18 protein-coding genes are annotated in these 11,645 nt (G+C 56.5%); 11 read left to right on the plus strand and 7 right to left on the minus strand.

The window, feature by feature from the left end; translation table 11 throughout:
* Nucleotides 1-96: 96 nt before the first annotated feature.
* Both RIN49_RS19560 and RIN49_RS19565 read right to left on the minus strand, forming a co-directional pair.
* On the minus strand, nt 97-384 hold the full coding sequence (locus RIN49_RS19560; RefSeq protein WP_309121827.1) for a hypothetical protein: 288 nt from the start codon (nt 382-384) through the stop codon (nt 97-99).
* A gap of 16 nt (nt 385-400) precedes the next feature.
* Nucleotides 401-526 (minus strand): hypothetical protein, encoded by a 126-nt coding sequence (locus RIN49_RS19565; RefSeq protein ID WP_309121828.1) that lies wholly within the window; start codon nt 524-526, stop codon nt 401-403.
* A 322-nt stretch (nt 527-848) separates the two neighbouring features.
* Here RIN49_RS19565 and RIN49_RS19570 point away from each other — a divergent pair, with 322 nt between their 5' ends.
* The 5 genes from RIN49_RS19570 (at nt 849) to RIN49_RS19590 (ending at nt 4,435) form a co-directional block, all read left to right on the plus strand.
* Nucleotides 849-1,100, plus strand: coding sequence for a hypothetical protein (locus tag RIN49_RS19570; protein WP_309121829.1), 252 nt, complete (start codon nt 849-851; stop codon nt 1,098-1,100).
* Between the two features lie 36 nt (nt 1,101-1,136).
* The gene (locus RIN49_RS19575) at nt 1,137-2,354 is read left to right on the plus strand and encodes a cation:proton antiporter (RefSeq protein ID WP_309121830.1); all 1,218 of its coding nucleotides are present in this window, start codon (nt 1,137-1,139) and stop codon (nt 2,352-2,354) included.
* A 25-nt stretch (nt 2,355-2,379) separates the two neighbouring features.
* Nucleotides 2,380-2,868 (plus strand): cation:proton antiporter regulatory subunit, encoded by a 489-nt coding sequence (locus tag RIN49_RS19580; protein WP_309121831.1) that lies wholly within the window; start codon nt 2,380-2,382, stop codon nt 2,866-2,868.
* A 26-nt stretch (nt 2,869-2,894) separates the two neighbouring features.
* Nucleotides 2,895-3,719, plus strand: a complete 825-nt coding sequence (locus tag RIN49_RS19585) for a YitT family protein (RefSeq protein ID WP_309121832.1) — start codon at nt 2,895-2,897, stop codon at nt 3,717-3,719.
* Nucleotides 3,720-3,892: 173 nt separating this feature from the next.
* Nucleotides 3,893-4,435 carry an NADPH-dependent FMN reductase gene (locus tag RIN49_RS19590; RefSeq protein ID WP_309121833.1) on the plus strand — a complete coding sequence of 181 codons (543 nt, stop codon included), beginning with the start codon at nt 3,893-3,895 and terminating at the stop codon, nt 4,433-4,435.
* 71 nt (nt 4,436-4,506) lie between these two features.
* On the opposite strand, the gene RIN49_RS19595 is transcribed toward RIN49_RS19590, so the two are convergent.
* Nucleotides 4,507-4,962, minus strand: a complete 456-nt coding sequence (locus tag RIN49_RS19595; RefSeq protein ID WP_309121834.1) for a MarR family winged helix-turn-helix transcriptional regulator — start codon at nt 4,960-4,962, stop codon at nt 4,507-4,509.
* Nucleotides 4,963-5,156: 194 nt separating this feature from the next.
* On the opposite strand from RIN49_RS19595, the gene RIN49_RS19600 reads away from it, so the two are divergent.
* The 5 genes from RIN49_RS19600 (at nt 5,157) to RIN49_RS28860 (ending at nt 8,910) form a co-directional block, all read left to right on the plus strand.
* On the plus strand, nt 5,157-6,779 hold the full coding sequence (locus RIN49_RS19600; protein WP_309121835.1) for an MDR family MFS transporter: 1,623 nt from the start codon (nt 5,157-5,159) through the stop codon (nt 6,777-6,779).
* Nucleotides 6,780-6,958: 179 nt separating this feature from the next.
* Nucleotides 6,959-7,828 carry a YitT family protein gene (locus RIN49_RS19605; protein ID WP_309121836.1) on the plus strand — a complete coding sequence of 290 codons (870 nt, stop codon included), beginning with the start codon at nt 6,959-6,961 and terminating at the stop codon, nt 7,826-7,828.
* Between the two features lie 136 nt (nt 7,829-7,964).
* Nucleotides 7,965-8,192: a hypothetical protein gene (locus RIN49_RS19610; protein ID WP_309121837.1), complete on the plus strand. Its 228-nt coding sequence runs from the start codon at nt 7,965-7,967 to the stop codon at nt 8,190-8,192.
* A complete protein-coding gene (locus RIN49_RS19615; protein WP_309121838.1) occupies nt 8,189-8,608 on the plus strand; it encodes a VOC family protein in 420 nt (139 codons plus the stop codon). The genes RIN49_RS19610 and RIN49_RS19615 overlap by 4 nt, the downstream gene beginning before the upstream one ends.
* Nucleotides 8,609-8,826: 218 nt before the next feature.
* Nucleotides 8,827-8,910: a putative holin-like toxin gene (locus tag RIN49_RS28860; RefSeq protein WP_369127190.1), complete on the plus strand. Its 84-nt coding sequence runs from the start codon at nt 8,827-8,829 to the stop codon at nt 8,908-8,910.
* Nucleotides 8,911-9,083: 173 nt separating this feature from the next.
* On the opposite strand, the gene RIN49_RS19620 is transcribed toward RIN49_RS28860, so the two are convergent.
* From RIN49_RS19620 to RIN49_RS19635, 4 genes are all read right to left on the minus strand, one after another.
* On the minus strand, nt 9,084-9,227 hold the full coding sequence (locus tag RIN49_RS19620) for a hypothetical protein (RefSeq protein WP_309121839.1): 144 nt from the start codon (nt 9,225-9,227) through the stop codon (nt 9,084-9,086).
* A 173-nt stretch (nt 9,228-9,400) separates the two neighbouring features.
* Entirely contained in the window at nt 9,401-9,847 is a 447-nt protein-coding gene (locus RIN49_RS19625) for an SRPBCC family protein (RefSeq protein WP_309121840.1), read from the minus strand.
* A gap of 1 nt (nt 9,848) precedes the next feature.
* Complete coding sequence (locus tag RIN49_RS19630; protein ID WP_309121841.1) at nt 9,849-10,211, minus strand: TfoX/Sxy family protein; 363 nt, start codon at nt 10,209-10,211, stop codon at nt 9,849-9,851.
* A gap of 103 nt (nt 10,212-10,314) precedes the next feature.
* Entirely contained in the window at nt 10,315-10,656 is a 342-nt protein-coding gene (locus tag RIN49_RS19635) for a DUF1801 domain-containing protein (protein ID WP_309121842.1), read from the minus strand.
* Between the two features lie 194 nt (nt 10,657-10,850).
* Between RIN49_RS19635 and RIN49_RS19640 the strand changes: the two genes are divergently transcribed.
* Nucleotides 10,851-11,573: an SDR family NAD(P)-dependent oxidoreductase gene (locus RIN49_RS19640; RefSeq protein WP_309121843.1), complete on the plus strand. Its 723-nt coding sequence runs from the start codon at nt 10,851-10,853 to the stop codon at nt 11,571-11,573.
* The last annotated feature ends 72 nt before the right edge of the window (nt 11,574-11,645 follow it).

Raw genomic sequence — 11,645 nt, forward strand, 5'->3', positions numbered from 1 at the left:
GATAAACCAACGAGCCGCCGAGGGCAAGGAACAAGCCCGTTCCTCCCTTCGACGGTTCGTTTTTTTGCCGATGCGGCATCCTAGACTTGTCCGTCGCTATCTCCGTATATTGTTTCGGAGGATGGCGTCGAGCAATTCGGCGACGCTGATCTCGCCGAGCTCGGCCGCGATCTGATCTGCCTTCGTCCGCTTCCGAATGGAGCCTTGAAGAACGATCTCAACGGTTAGGTCTTTGTCGATCAAGACGGAGATGACTTCCAATGAATTGGAAAGCAGCCCGATGACGACCGCGAGCTGCTGCGGCGTAAGCTGCGGATCGGAGGGCTTCTTCTTCCCGTTTCCGTACCCTTTGCCGTTTCCATTTCCGTTCCCGCGTTTGCGCATGACCTCCCCACCTTGGCTACACGATGACCGTATCGATGACGTCTCCGTCGTTTTCGTCCGCGCCGATGCCCATGACAAGGGAATAGATGACGACGGCAATGACAATGATCGTAATGATCCTTTTCTTCTCCTCATCGCTCATCCGCGATCACCTACTGGATGTTGTGGATAATGAATCGTTATCATCATATGACGGGAGAGCGAGGGAGGTGATAAAGCCCTTCGCGATGCAAAAATGTCATAAATATGCACTCGTATGCAATTGAGCCCTGCGTTCATTCTATGATACAATTATAAGGCGATCTTATAATTGACCATACTTATGAAAATGAGGGGATGGAATGGCTGTCCGAATGAAACCATTGCTACGTTCCCTTCAGATGATATTATTTTTAATTATATTCGTATTTGCGCCTCTAACCCCGTTCATGTTACAGGAAGCGTATCTTCAAAAGTCCGCGGAATTGGAGCATGGGCATCCGATCGATGCGCATGTCGTCGATAAGCACCTCCCCGTACGGCAGAAGATGCTGTCGGCTCCTCTGATGTATTTCCTGTTTTTCGTCTTATCCCTTGCGTCGATAGCAATCGGCTATCGCATGATTCTTTATCTATATCATCCCGAGATCTTCTTGCTTCGGAAGATCGTTCTGCTGCGCCCGATCAAGTTTACCTCGACTTACGTGGACGTCTCCTTCGACAAGCGACGGAAGTGACTCGCTCTCGGATAAAGAAGGAGGAATTAACATTGTATGGACCATATGATCTTTGAAGTCGGCACGGCCATGCTGCTCGTAGCGATCGCATCGCTGCTTGCCGGCAAGCTGAAGTTTTCCATTATTCCTTTTTTAATCATCCTTGGAATGGTCGTCGGCCCGCATGCGCCGAAGCTCGGCATCTTGGATTTCACCTTCATCCACAGCCAAGAAGTCATCTCGTTCCTCGGACGCATCGGGGTGCTCTTCTTGTTATTTTATATCGGACTCGAATTTTCCGTGTCCAAGCTGGTCAAGTCCGGGCGGAACATCGTCTTCGGGGGAACCGTATACGTCGCGCTCAATTTCGTCATCGGGCTCGCGTACGGGTTCCTGACCGACTTTCCGCTCTACGAGACGCTGATCATCGCCGGGATGCTGTCCGTGTCGTCCACGGCGATCGTGGCCAAGGTGCTCGTCGATCTGCGACGCACGGGCAACGCGGAGACCGAATTGATTCTGGGAATGATCCTGTTCGACGACCTGTTCCTTGCGGTCTTCCTGTCGATCATGTCGGGCTTGCTGCTCGGAGGAGCGACGTCCGTCGGCGGCGTTCTGATGTCCGTGGGAATCTCCATCGGATATATGCTCTTATTCTTCATTATCGCGAGGAAAGGCGCGCCCCTGCTCAATAAGCTGTTAAATATTTCGTCGAACGAAATCTTCATCATCGTCGTATTCGCCTCGTTGTTCTTCATCGCCGGTTTCTCCGAGAAGCTGCACGTCGCGGAGGCGATCGGGGCGCTGCTGTTCGGCCTCGCGCTGTCGGAGACGGAGCACAGCAAGCGGATCGAGCATCTCGTCGTTCCGTTCCGCGATTTCTTCGGCGCGATCTTCTTCTTCAGCTTCGGCCTCGGGATCGATCCGCTTACCCTGGGCGACGCCGCATGGCTCGCGATCGGGGCCGTCTTGCTGACGATAGCGGCGAATATGGTGGCCGGCATGATCGCGGGCCGGAAGGCCGGTCTTTCCCACAAGGCGTCGACCAACATCGGACTGACCGTCATGGCTCGCGGGGAATTTACGATTATCGTGGCCAATCTGGGCCTCTCCGCCGGATTGATGCCGCTGTTGAAGCCGTTTTCCGCATTGTACGTTTTAATCCTGGCGATCGTCGGGCCTTTGTTGGCAAAAGAATCGAAGCCTATATATAATGGCTTAAACAAATTGTTCCGATGGCGCAAGCCGCAAGAGAAAGTTAAAAACTTAGGCTGAGTTGGAAACGGAGGATGTGTTGAAGATGAGTACGATTCGGGAATCGGATCTGCCGGGGATCGGTAAGAAGTTCCAGGTAGAGACCAGATCTGGAGATAAAATCGTAATCGTGATCCATGACGACGGAAGGCGAGAGATTTACCACTTCGAAGACGACGATCCGGAAGAGACGATCTCGCAAGTGACGCTGGAGGACGAGGAAGCGAGACAGATCGCGGCCATCATCGGCGGGATGAACTACAAGCCGAAAGCGCTGGAGACGATCGAGGTATCGCTGGAGGGGCTCGTCATCGAGTGGAGCAAGGTGGAATCGCACTATAAGAGCGTCGGCAAGTCGATCGCCGAGCTGCAGGTGCGCCAGCGGACGGGCGCTACGATTCTTGCCGTCGTCGAGAAGCAGAAGCAGAAGATCAATCCGGGACCGGACGATCGTCTGGAAGCCGAGACGACGGTCGTCATGGCGGGCGAGCGGAAGCAAATCAAGCTGCTGAAGGATTTATTGATGAACGGATAGCGGGAGGAACGAAGAGGAGGGATGGCATGCTCCCTTGGCGTAGCGGGATGAGACGGAAGCGGAACCCGTTGCGTCTGGCGGCCTCGATCTTCGCCGCCGTCGTCGGATGTTTCCTGATCGCCGCGGGGCTGGAGCTGTTCTTGCGGCCGAACAACGTCGCCCCCGGGGGCATTGCGGGCGTTTCGGTACTGGCGTCTCACGTCACGGAAATGAAGATCAGTCTATGGCTGTTCTGCTTGAATCTCCCGTTCGTTTTATATCGGTGGAAATACGTCGCGCGCGGTCCGCTTGCGATCGCGCTGCCGCTCGTCGGCGTCGTGGCGTTCGCGTATGTACTGCACCCCGTGTCCGCCCTGGTCGAAGAACCGCTCCCGGGGGCGCTCGGGGGCGGCGTCTGCCTCGGTCTCGGCATCGGCATGATTTTGCGCCAGGGCGGACGGTTCGACGAAGCGGAGACGGCCGTCAAGCGGCTGCCGTCTCTGCGGAACGCCGATATGGTCGTATTCGTCTCCAACCTGTCGATCTTGGCGGCGGCGGGGCTGATCTTCGGGGCGGAGCAAGCGATCTATTCGGTCCTCGCGCACGCGCTGGCGTATTTGATGGTGGAGGTCGGATTTTCCGGCATGTCGCCGTATCGTCGCATTCTGGTGCGAAGCCGGAACCTCCCGTCGATGCAGCGGGCTACGAAATCCGCGTTTTATGTGCAGTGGATTCCGACGGACGAGGAGTATTCGGCGATGTGCGTCGTGCATCGCTCGGACGCGGCGCGGGTTCGGCGTCTGCTGCGGGAGCTCGACAACGAGGTGCAGATGATCGGCAACCTCGAGCATGCCAGAGAGACGATCGTATAAGCGTTCGTCGTTCGGCGAGACGTTCAAGGCCCGCTCTTCGGAGCGGGTCTTTTTATGCTCGTAAGGATACAGAATAAAATTCACTTGATTACTAAAAGTAACAGATATACAATTAGTCATGTGGTAATCAATGATTCTCGAATAGAGACATCGCAAAAGGAGGAACAGTAATAATGGCAAACGTAAAAATCGGCATCATCCTCGGCAGTACGAGACAAGGGCGCGTCAGTCCTCAAGTCGGTCAATGGGTGAAGGGGATCGCGGATCAGCGGGGGGACGCGGAGTATGAGATCGTCGATATCGCAGAGTACCGGCTGCCCTTCCTCGGAACGACCGACGGCAGCGAGCCGGGCATCAAGGCATGGTCCGAGAAGCTGGCGAGCTTGGACGGATTCGTCTTCATCGTATCGGAATACAATCACAGCATCTCGGGGGCGCTGAAGAACGCGCTCGATCTCGCGCGCCAGGAGTGGAACGACAAAGCCGCGGGCATCGTGAGCTACGGATCGACCGGCGGCGCGCGCGCCGCCGAGCATCTGCGGGGCATTCTCGGCGAGTTGAAGGTGGCCGACGTTCGGACGCATCCGACGTTGAATTTGTTCACGGACTTCGAGAATTACAGCGTGTTTAAGCCGGCCGCGCTGCACAACGACAACGTCAACGCGATGTTGAGCGAAGTCGTCGCTTGGAGCGGCGCGTTGAAGACGCTTCGCTAATTTTCTAGAACCATAATAGGAAAGCCCCGGTTTCGCGTCGCAAAGCGCGAAGTCCGGGGCTTTCCTATTCGTTATTGATCGGTATTTCCGCGCCTGAGGTAAGCGTACGATCGGTTCAGCAGTCGGACCAACTGCTCGCTCTGCTCCTTGCCCAAGTGGTCGACCAATCCGCCGAAGGTGGCCCTTATATCCTTCATCGCTTTCTCGGCGAGCCCAACCCCTGTATCCGTTAACGTAATTTCCGAGCTTCTTCGATCTTGCGGGTGCGCGGAACGCTGGATATATCCGCTCTTGATCAAGCCGTTGACGATCTGCGTCACGGTCGGCGAGGTCACCTGAAGCATCTTGCTCAGCTCGGACACCGTCGTCTTCGGCTCGCCTTGATCGGTCCGTTCTTTAATGAGCAGGAGGACCCGAAGCTCGCTCGCTTTCACGCCCCAACGGGTCGTCTTCCGCCAGTCCGCCTTGGATATGTTGGAGAATGCGTTGATTAATGAAGTAATTTCGTCATGAGAAGCTGAATACACTGTTTCGTCTCACCGCCGATACATGTTCCGCAGGATGAGACTAATGATAATGAAAGCGGATGAAAAGGTCAATGACCGACGCCGCGGCGCCGAAAGGGGAAATAGTTGTTGCTATCTCCGAACCGAACCTCTATGATAATACATAGGTTGCCTACCTAAGTAATTTGGACATAGAGAGGAAAAGAGGTATCGGAATGGAGCACCTGACGCAAAAACAAAAAGTGACGATTATGATCGCGTTGATGGCTTCGATGTTTTTCGCCGCCATTAACCAGACGCTCGTCAGCACCGCTATGCCTAGAATCATCGCCATGCTCGGAGGCATGGAATATTATTCTTGGGTCATTATGATTTACATGCTCGTCTCTACGGTCGCGACGATTCTGGTCGGGAAGCTCTCGGACCTCTACGGACGGAAGCCGTTCCTGCTGTTCGGAATCGTGGTGTTCATGATCGGGGCGTTCTTGACGGGCTTATCGACGAATATTTTCCAGATGATCGCGTTCCGCGGCGTCCAAGGCTTAGGCGGCGGGGTGCTGATGGCCGTCACGACGATGGCCGTAGGCGACTTGTTCGCGCCTCGCGAGCGGGCGAAGTGGACCGGATTGATGATGGGCATCTTCGGACTGTCCAGCGTCATCGGACCGACCTTGGGCGGCGTCATGATCGACCATATGGATTGGCATTGGCTGTTCTGGGTATTCCTGCCGCTCGGCTTCGTCGCTTTCGCGATGATCTGGCGCATGTTCCCGAAGAAGACGGATGTGAAGAGCGTATCGATCGATTACGCGGGGTCGCTCGTGCTTTCGTTAAGTATCGTTGCGCTGCTGCTCGGCTTCTCCTGGGCGGGGACGAAATACGATTGGGATTCGTTCGAGATTCTCGGCTTGTTCGCCGCGGCGATCGTCTTCGCCGTCATTCTCGTCTTCATCGAGCGGAAAGCGGAAAATCCCGTCATGCCGTTATCTTTATTTAAGAACGGCATCGTGAACGTCTCCAACGGAATCGGCTTCCTGATGAACGCGGGCATGATGGGCGCGATGGTGTATATTCCCTTCTTCGTGCAGGGCGTCGAAGGGTTCACGCCGACGCAATCCGGCTTCGTCAACATGCCGATGACGATCATGATGATCGTCATGAGCGCGCTCGTCGGCCGTTGGATGTCGAAGACGGGCAAGTATAAGCTGTACGCCGTCGGCGGCGTGTGCTTGATGATCGCCGGCATGGGGCTCATGATGTTTATGGACAATATCGCGATGGCCGTGCTCAGCATGTGCGTCTTCGGCCTCGGTCTCGGCTTATGTATGCCGGTGTTCACGCTCGTCGTGCAGAACGCGGTCCCGATGGCGCAGCTCGGCGTCGCGACGGCGTCCGCCACCTTGTTCCGGAATTTGGGCGGCACGATCGGCATCGCGGTGTTGGGCTCCGTCATGAACACCGCCCTCGCGCGAAACTTGAAGGGGGCGATGGCGTCGCAGGACGGAGTGGACTTGACGAAGCTCGATCCGCAGACGGCCGAGAGCGTAACGCCGTTCCTCAATCCGCAAATCTTGCTCGATCAGCCGAAGCTGCAATCGATTATGGCCTCCCTGCCGGCGGAGATGCAGCCGTTGTTCGAGCGGTTGACCGCGATGCTGCGCGCCGTCTTGGCCGACACGTTGTCCACCGTGTTCATGTCCGGCGGGGCCTTGTTGGTCGTGGCGCTTGTGCTCGTCGTCTTCTTGAAAGAAATCCCGCTGCGTTCGGCGCAGAAGGGTCCTGAAGCCGCCGAAGCGCCGGCGGCGCAAGAAGGAAGGAAGCTTGCGGCGCAGGAGTAAAGCGGAGGTCGAATACGATAAGTTTCATCACGACGGCAGCCGGTCACGCGATCGGCTGCCGTCGCCCGTCGAAATCGCAGGCTGTTTCGCGTAAATGGAAATGGGAAGGATGAAGAGTAAGTTCCTTGATTAAGCATGGGTCGGACAAGGACTACGAGATACGAAATGAGGAGCAATATATGCAAACAAGACAAAAACCATCTGGTGTTTTCAAAAAGGCGTTGCGAGGACTTGCTGTGATCGTCGGTGCATTGATTACCGCATACGGACTTGAAGCCGTATTAATTCCGAACAACGTATCCGACGGCGGCATTACCGGTCTAAGCATCGTCGGGTCGCAGCTGATCGGACTGCCGCTTGGGCTTTTAATCGCGGTATTTAATATTCCGTTTATTTTTTTAGGATATAAGCAAATCGGAAAAAGCTTTGCGGTGTATTCCGTGCTCGGAATCGCCTCGCTGGCCGTCGGCACGGCTGTCATGCATCACATTTCGCCCATCGTCGAAGGGGACACGTTGCTAGTAACCGTTGTCGGCGGTATCATTATCGGCTTCGGCATGGGTCTGGCCTTACGGAACGGCGGGGCATTGGATGGCATTGATATGTTAGCCGTGCTGCTATCCAGAAAATTGCCTTTCGGTACCAGCGACCTGATCTTATTCCTGAATATGTTCGTGTTCGTCGTCGTCTCGACCGTCTTTGGTCTTCAAGGGGCTATATTGTCGGGGATCGCTTATTTCATTGCCTCCAAAGTGATTCATATCGTCGAGGAGGGGTTAAGCGGGGCGAAGACGTTCAAAATTATTACCAGACATCCCGAAATCATGGTAGAGACCATTCGCGACCGCTTAGGGCGCAGCGCTACATATAGTCTCGTGGAAGGCGGATATTCGAACGAGCAGTTCAAAGAAATTACTTGCGTGATTAACCGGTTGGAGGAAAGTAAGATGAAGGAAATTATTCAAGAGGTCGACCCGAATTCCTTTATCGCGGTATACGACGTCGCCGAAGTGAAAGGCGGAAACTTCAAGAAGCACGATATTCACTAGAAAAAAACGGATTCGACAAGGGGAACCTCCGCAGCCGGCGCCGGCGGAAGAACCCGCCGAGCAAGAAGCGATCGAGGAAGAGCCGGCCGAGGAGCCCGCGGAGGACGCGGCGGCCGGGACGTCCGACGAATTCACGATGGACTTCGACCTGGGCGGCCGGGAAGTCAAAGTCACGGCTTGGAGGGACATCAAGTTCGAGGGCGATCATCCCGACGTCGTCGCGATTCGCGAGAACATCGCCGAGCTTCAGGAGAAACATAACTTTACGGTCAGCTTCGTGACGACGCCGTACGACAAGATGGTCGAGCAATTCACGAGCTCGGTCAGCAAGCTCGGTTTGAATGCAAAGGAGGAATCGAAGTGAAGCCGCGAATTACGGTCATTACGCTCGGCGTCGACGATCTGGAGAGATCCTTGCGTTTTTATAGAGACGGGTTGGGGCTGCCTACGGAGGGGATCGTAGGGACGGAATTCGAGCACGGCGCCGTCGCCTTTTTCGACTTGCAGTCCGGCGTACGGCTCGCGATCTGGCAGCGCCGGGACATCGCCCACGACACGAAGCTGCCCCGGTCCGCGCCGAGCCCGACGGAATTCACGCTCGGCCATAACGTGAGCAGCCGAGAAGAAGTGGATGCCGTCATGGAGCAGGCGAGGCGCGCGGGCGCCGCGATTCCCGTTCCCGCCCATGACACGTTCTGGGGCGGCTATGCGGGGTATTTCCAAGATCCGGACGAGCACGTATGGGAAGTCGTCTGGAACCCGCAGTGGGAGTTCGAATAATCGCTCGCTTTGCGGCGGGCGCGAAGCAAATCGCCGACGCGTCGAACGAAGAGACGGCCATCATGCAGGAAATTTCGTCGTCGGTTAAATGGGGGTAACGCTTTCGAGGGAGGCGTTCGCTTTTGGCTATCCTCGATTCATATATGGTACAATATGGGTGCAATAGGAAATCGGCTCTCAAGGGCGGTCGGCTCATCTCCGGACAAGGAGGTGATGCCATGACAGTGTACGAGGCGTTAAGTCTGATGATCGCATTCGGGTCGTTAGTCGTCGCGATGCTGTCCTTCGATAAAAAGAAGTAGACCTCCCTTGAGCTTGGTCGGCCGGGAGGTCTACTTCTGCGCTTCGCCAATCTGAGTCGATCGCCTTGAAGGGCAACCTGTTGCATGGCCGCAGATGTTCGCTGCATCTGCGGCCATTACAGTTATTATATGGATTATGATACCACATTCATGCAAGAAGGCAAGGTACGGGATCAGACAATGCGATCGGATTCGTCGACCTTCGGGGGCTCCGGCAGGTCTTCTTTGCGGCGCGGAAAGCGCGGGAAAGCGGGGGCTCCGGCGGGCTCGATCAGGCGGAGCATCGCGCCGCCGGCTTGCTTAGCTTGCTTGGGCAAGGCCGATGCAACCGAATACGCCGTCTTCGGATATGACATATACGATTTATTGCCGATATAGGCCGAATCCGTGCGGTTCCGCGCGGGAGTATGTTCCGTTTTGCGCATGTGGCCGGACGGATGCCCGTCGCCGTGGAATGATTGAATCCGCCGGGGGAGTTTTCATTTCGCTCCTACTCCGAACGCGATTCCAGAATCGCTGTAATCTTCTTCAGGTCCTTCTCGTTCGCTCTTCGCATCAGAGTCGACATCATCGGGGCGAACAGCTTGGAGAAGCCGGAGGGGACGCCTCGGTTGCGCAAAGTCATGAGTGTCGCGTTCCCGTCGACGGATTCCCAAGTGTAGGTCGTCTCCATGGGGAACGGGCCTTCGGCCGTCTTCATGACCAATCTCTCTCCGGGGACGTATTCCGTAATTTCATAAATATAGGCGAGCGGCTTGCCTAAGAACTTCGCCTCGAATGCGATCCGAGACCCGATGCCGAGCGACTTCGGCGTCTTCCAAACCGCGGAGTCGATGTTCGCGTACCACGCCGGCGCGTTGTCCGGGTCCGCCGCGTAAGCCGAGACGGCCTCGCGCGGACGGCGGATGACGATGCTTGTCGACACGTCAACGTTCATCTTAGTTCCCCTTCCTCTTCCCCGGGAGCTTCTCGGGCAGCGTCTCCGCCCAAACGAGCGATTCCGCGATCAGCGCCTCGACCTTCTCCGGTTGTTCCCGCCAAGACGCCGGAAGCGAGACGTACTCCTTCATCGCTCGGCCGCCCATCGGGGCGAACGGCGTCGCTCCGGCCTCGAGCGCCTGCTGCCGCCGCGGCTCGGGAAGGCGGACGAACACATTGTCCCCATATAAGCCTATAAACATGTTTCCCTTAAGAAAGCCCCCTAACGCACCGAACATCGGCTTGATCGTCACGCGCGGATCGACGGGCGCAACCGACGCGAAGAAGGCTTTGGATTCCTCGGTAAGCTTTGATTTCGTCATGGGAACGACTCCTTTCCTCTACGATGGTCCGTGCGCGCGATGGAGCGAAGAAAACGAACCCTTCGCCGCGCGGAGCGATCCGCTCGCGGGAAGGGTTCTTTGGTTAGAGTCCGCCGGACGCTTGCGCGAGCAGCTTGGACAACATGTCGTAATCCGGGGATTGGCCTTCGCGGATCTTGAGCCATTTCCGTTCCGGGGGGCCTTCGAATTGCTTGGCGGGCAGGTCGAGTTCGGCGGCGTTGAAAATCATGAAGCTGACGGCGTCCTTCGACGGCGTGATGACCGCGGCGTACTTCCCGTTTTTCAAATAATGAGGTTTCTTGTATTGCATGCGTTCTTCCACGTCGGCGACGGTCTCGAACACCATCGCGCGGAGGCGGCGGCAGACTTCGACTTGCCACGGCGCGGCGATGGCATCGATAAAGGCGGTTACTTCGGGGTTCATAAGCAAAATTCCTTTCGGTTTTGGGGACTTTTTCCTTTGTTTATAGCTATACCACATTCGGAATATTCCTGTAAAGGAATATTTATACGAATCCCTCGAACCGCTTCCCTCCTTCGAGCAGGGAAACGGGCCGCGGCCGGCGAACGAAAGGGAGTGGAACGACTCCAATCGATCGAGAAGCGGAGGACGACAGGATGAAGGGGAAGCGCATCTGCATCACGGGAACGGACCGGGGCGTCGGGCTGGCGTTGACGAAGCTGTATTTGGAACGAGGAGATACGGTGTTCGCCGGCGGCATCGTCCAGGGGAACGAGGCGATCGCGGAGCTTCGCGACCGATATCCGGGACGGCTCCATGATTTTTACGTCGATATCGGCGACGATCGCAGCGTGAAGGAGGCCGCGGCGTTCGTCGGATCGCGGACGGATCGACTGGACCTGCTGCTGAACAACGCGGCCATTCTGGGCGACACGACGAAGACGATCCGGGACGACATCGACTTCGACGAGGTGCAGCGCAATTACAATATTACGGCCGTCGGGGCGATTCGGATGACGAACGCGCTTCTCGAACCGGTTATGAACGGCGGCAAGCTGATCGCGAACGTCTCCTCCGAGGCGGGCAGCATCGCGCAGAGCTACCGGGACGCGTGGTTCGGCTATTGCATGGCGAAGGCGGCGCTGAACATGGGTTCGACGATCGTGCACAACGGCATTCGCAAAGAGGGCGGACGCGTGATGCTGTTCCACCCGGGCTGGGTGAAATCGATGATGAGCGGCACGTTCACCTCGGAAGCGACGTATACGCCGGAGGAGAGCGCCGCGAACATCGTGCGGCGAATCGACGAGCGAGGACACGAGATTCACGAGCTGCCGTTGTACTTGGAAGCGGACACGGGGAGAACGGTACCCTGGTAGTGGATTAGAATCCTTATATGGAAAAGGACGCAAGCCGACCGGGCGACCCGGTCGGCTTATTTGCGTTCGAAA

The sequence above is a fragment of the Paenibacillus sp. genome (assembly GCF_031177825.1).
Lineage (GTDB): Bacteria > Bacillota > Bacilli > Paenibacillales > YIM-B00363 > Paenibacillus_AE.

Bases quoted from the DNA above. Each gene is read 5' to 3' on its own strand.
- RIN49_RS19580 (WP_309121831.1), top strand. From the start codon at position 2,380: ATGAGTACGATTCGGGAATCGGATCTGCCGGGGATCGGTAAGAAGTTC.
- RIN49_RS19600 (WP_309121835.1), top strand. From the start codon at position 5,157: ATGGAGCACCTGACGCAAAAACAAAAAGTGACGATTATGATCGCGTTG.
- RIN49_RS19630 (WP_309121841.1), bottom strand. From the start codon at position 10,211: ATGACGAAATCAAAGCTTACCGAGGAATCCAAAGCCTTCTTCGCGTCG.
- RIN49_RS19635 (WP_309121842.1), bottom strand. From the start codon at position 10,656: ATGAACCCCGAAGTAACCGCCTTTATCGATGCCATCGCCGCGCCGTGG.
- RIN49_RS19610 (WP_309121837.1), top strand. From the start codon at position 7,965: ATGGACTTCGACCTGGGCGGCCGGGAAGTCAAAGTCACGGCTTGGAGG.
- RIN49_RS19590 (WP_309121833.1), top strand. From the start codon at position 3,893: ATGGCAAACGTAAAAATCGGCATCATCCTCGGCAGTACGAGACAAGGG.
- RIN49_RS19625 (WP_309121840.1), bottom strand. From the start codon at position 9,847: ATGAACGTTGACGTGTCGACAAGCATCGTCATCCGCCGTCCGCGCGAG.
- RIN49_RS19640 (WP_309121843.1), top strand. From the start codon at position 10,851: ATGAAGGGGAAGCGCATCTGCATCACGGGAACGGACCGGGGCGTCGGG.
- RIN49_RS19605 (WP_309121836.1), top strand. From the start codon at position 6,959: ATGCAAACAAGACAAAAACCATCTGGTGTTTTCAAAAAGGCGTTGCGA.
- RIN49_RS19565 (WP_309121828.1), bottom strand. From the start codon at position 526: ATGAGCGATGAGGAGAAGAAAAGGATCATTACGATCATTGTCATTGCC.
- RIN49_RS19560 (WP_309121827.1), bottom strand. From the start codon at position 384: ATGCGCAAACGCGGGAACGGAAATGGAAACGGCAAAGGGTACGGAAAC.
- RIN49_RS28860 (WP_369127190.1), top strand. From the start codon at position 8,827: ATGACAGTGTACGAGGCGTTAAGTCTGATGATCGCATTCGGGTCGTTA.
- RIN49_RS19585 (WP_309121832.1), top strand. From the start codon at position 2,895: ATGCTCCCTTGGCGTAGCGGGATGAGACGGAAGCGGAACCCGTTGCGT.
- RIN49_RS19575 (WP_309121830.1), top strand. From the start codon at position 1,137: ATGGACCATATGATCTTTGAAGTCGGCACGGCCATGCTGCTCGTAGCG.